The organism is Thermovirga sp. (assembly GCA_012523215.1).
Classification (GTDB): Bacteria; Synergistota; Synergistia; order Synergistales; family Thermovirgaceae; genus 58-81.
Genome location: JAAYIZ010000006.1, coordinates 1 through 2,248, shown reverse-complemented (window position 1 = coordinate 2,248; position 2,248 = coordinate 1). Strand labels below are relative to the sequence as shown.

At 55.6% G+C, this 2,248-nt stretch carries 4 protein-coding genes; all 4 read right to left on the bottom strand.

Features of this window, described 5'->3' with window-relative positions; translation table 11 throughout:
• Positions 1-332 (bottom strand): cytidylate kinase (locus GX108_00170; GenBank protein NLO55462.1); only part of this gene is annotated, 332 nt, incomplete at its 3' end.
• A gap of 20 nt (positions 333-352) precedes the next feature.
• Complete coding sequence (locus GX108_00165) at positions 353-1,084, bottom strand: rRNA pseudouridine synthase (protein ID NLO55461.1); 732 nt, start codon at positions 1,082-1,084, stop codon at positions 353-355.
• Complete coding sequence (scpB, locus tag GX108_00160; GenBank protein NLO55460.1) at positions 1,084-1,668, bottom strand: SMC-Scp complex subunit ScpB; 585 nt, start codon at positions 1,666-1,668, stop codon at positions 1,084-1,086. The genes GX108_00165 and scpB overlap by 1 nt, the downstream gene beginning before the upstream one ends.
• Positions 1,649-2,248 (bottom strand): hypothetical protein (locus GX108_00155; protein ID NLO55459.1); only part of this gene is annotated, 600 nt, incomplete at its 5' end. The genes scpB and GX108_00155, both read right to left, overlap by 20 nt.

The window sequence follows — 2,248 nt, the reverse complement described above, 5'->3', positions numbered from 1 at the left end:
TTTCTCACGACGGGGAGCGCCGAGTAGGCCGATACGAACCTGTCTATCTCGGGAGAGCGGATTCTCTTAGAAACATCCTTGCCGTCAACGAAAACCTTCCCCTCCTCGAAGGACACAGTGCATTCCTCCAGAACTTCGGCTATCCTTCCCGCCTCGGAAGGCCCGATGGACCGGGTGAAGAGAAAATAGGTCACTCCCCGATACAAGGCTCCGGTGTCGAGGAATTCGTAACCCAACCTTTCAGCCACCAGCTTAGCGATAGTGCTCTTGCCGGAACCAGCCGGTCCGTCCAGAGTTATGATATTGTTTCCGCAAGGATGTTGAGTTTCCATCTAAGCGTACTCTCCGGGGTCTACAGGGAACCGCCGTGAAGGATCATTCTCAAGAGCGCCTCCCCGTCCAGGGCGATGAAATTCCCCGGGCCGAGCCTTTTCAGCTCAAGCCGTCCAATCCCGGTCCTGACCAGTTTTTTTACTCTGAAGCCCCTAGTGGACGCCATTATCCTGATCTCCCTTTTTATGCCCTCCGAAAGGGTAATAGTAATCCACCGCCCTTCGGGGTTTTTCTTCAAAAGCGTGACTCCTTCCGGTCTCACCAATCTGCCCTCGATCTCGGTACCTCTTGAAAAGGATTCAATGGAATCAGCGGAAAGCTGGGAGTCCAGGAGAACCTGGTAAGTCTTTGGAACGTGCTGCCCCGGATGGAGGATCCTATGGGCCAGGGCGCCATCGTTGGTAAGAAGTAAAAGGCCTTCGCTGTCCTTGTCCAACCGCCCGACCGGGAAAAGCCCCCGTGCACGATACCAGGGGGGGAGCAATTCCAGCACTGTTCGAGAGAACTGGTCGGATACGGAACAGACACATCCCCTCGGTTTGTGCATGGCAATGTACAACTTCTCCTGGACAGATATGATTTCGCCATCGACCCTGACAGAATCCCTGCCGGGATCGATGATCCGGGATGGATCGGCGCAGACTTCCAGGTTCACCGTCACCCTTCCGGTCCGGACCAGGAGATCCGCCTTCCTTCTGGAGCATAGGCCGCAGGAGGCGATAAACCGGTTTAACCGTTGCTTCTCGGTCATTAATCCTTTTCCTCGCCGTCGGATTCCTCATAATCGGGAAGAATATCCTGCATTTCCTCGAAGGTCGGCAGGTCCGAGATCGAGCCGAGCCCGAAAAGGGAGAGGAATGAATCGGTAGTTCGATAAAGAAGTGGCGTTCCCGATCCCTTTCTCCTGCCGGCGACCCTTATCAAGCCATGCCTGAGAAGGGTGTCAAGAACCCTTTCGCTCCTCACTCCCCTGATTTCCTCTATCTCGGGACGCGTCGCAGGCTGCGAGTAGGCTATAACGGCAAGAGTCTCGAGAGCGGCCTTGCTGATCCGTATCCTCTGAGAGAGGGCTACATCACGAAACAACGCAACTACCTCCTCCTGCTCAGGAGAGGTAGCCATCGACCATCCGCCGGCTATGTTCAGAAGGCGAAGTCCATGACAATTCTGGTATCTTTTCTTTATCTCTTCGAGACCCACGGCCACGATCTCCTCGGTGGAACCCGTCACGGAAGCCAGTTCCTTAACACCGACCGGTTGGACGGCGACGAAGAGAACGGCCTCAATGGACCTCGCTATAGGTGAAAGGGGGGCTTCACCGGGATAATCTGACATCGCCAAAAAGCACCTCCTGGATCAGGCGGACCCTTCCAAGCCTGGCCATCTCCAGTAACGCCAGAAAGGTCACCACGAAAACCTGCCTGGAAAGGGTGGGGCCGAAAACTTCGCTCATTTGAAGGTTTCTTCTGCTTAAGAGCAGCCTTTCGATCTCCTCCATCCTCTTCTCGACCTGTTCCTCCTCGGGAGTCTCCGCGGGGATGCCATCCCACTCCTCCTCCGGCGCAACCGGCGGAGAACCGGAGACTTCCCCTTTGAGGCGTATTATCTCCCACCATACCAACGAAAGGGAGTATAGATCTCCCATGTCAAACCAGGGGGGACCTTCCTCCGAGGCGTTCCTGGTGAAACAACGCCCCCTGGCTTTCATCATTCCGGCCAGGCAAGCCGACGCTGCCCTGTAAGGCCTGTACCTTTCCAGAACCTGCTCGATCAGCTGGGCTTCGGTTACGGCTTCGTTCTGCTCGGCTCCGGGCAGGGAGGGAAGAAGGGCTTTTAGTTTTCCTAGCAAAAGCCGGGCTGTAAGGGAGAAAAAGGCGGCCATCTCGTTGATAGTCGCCCTTTCGTTCTTAATCAG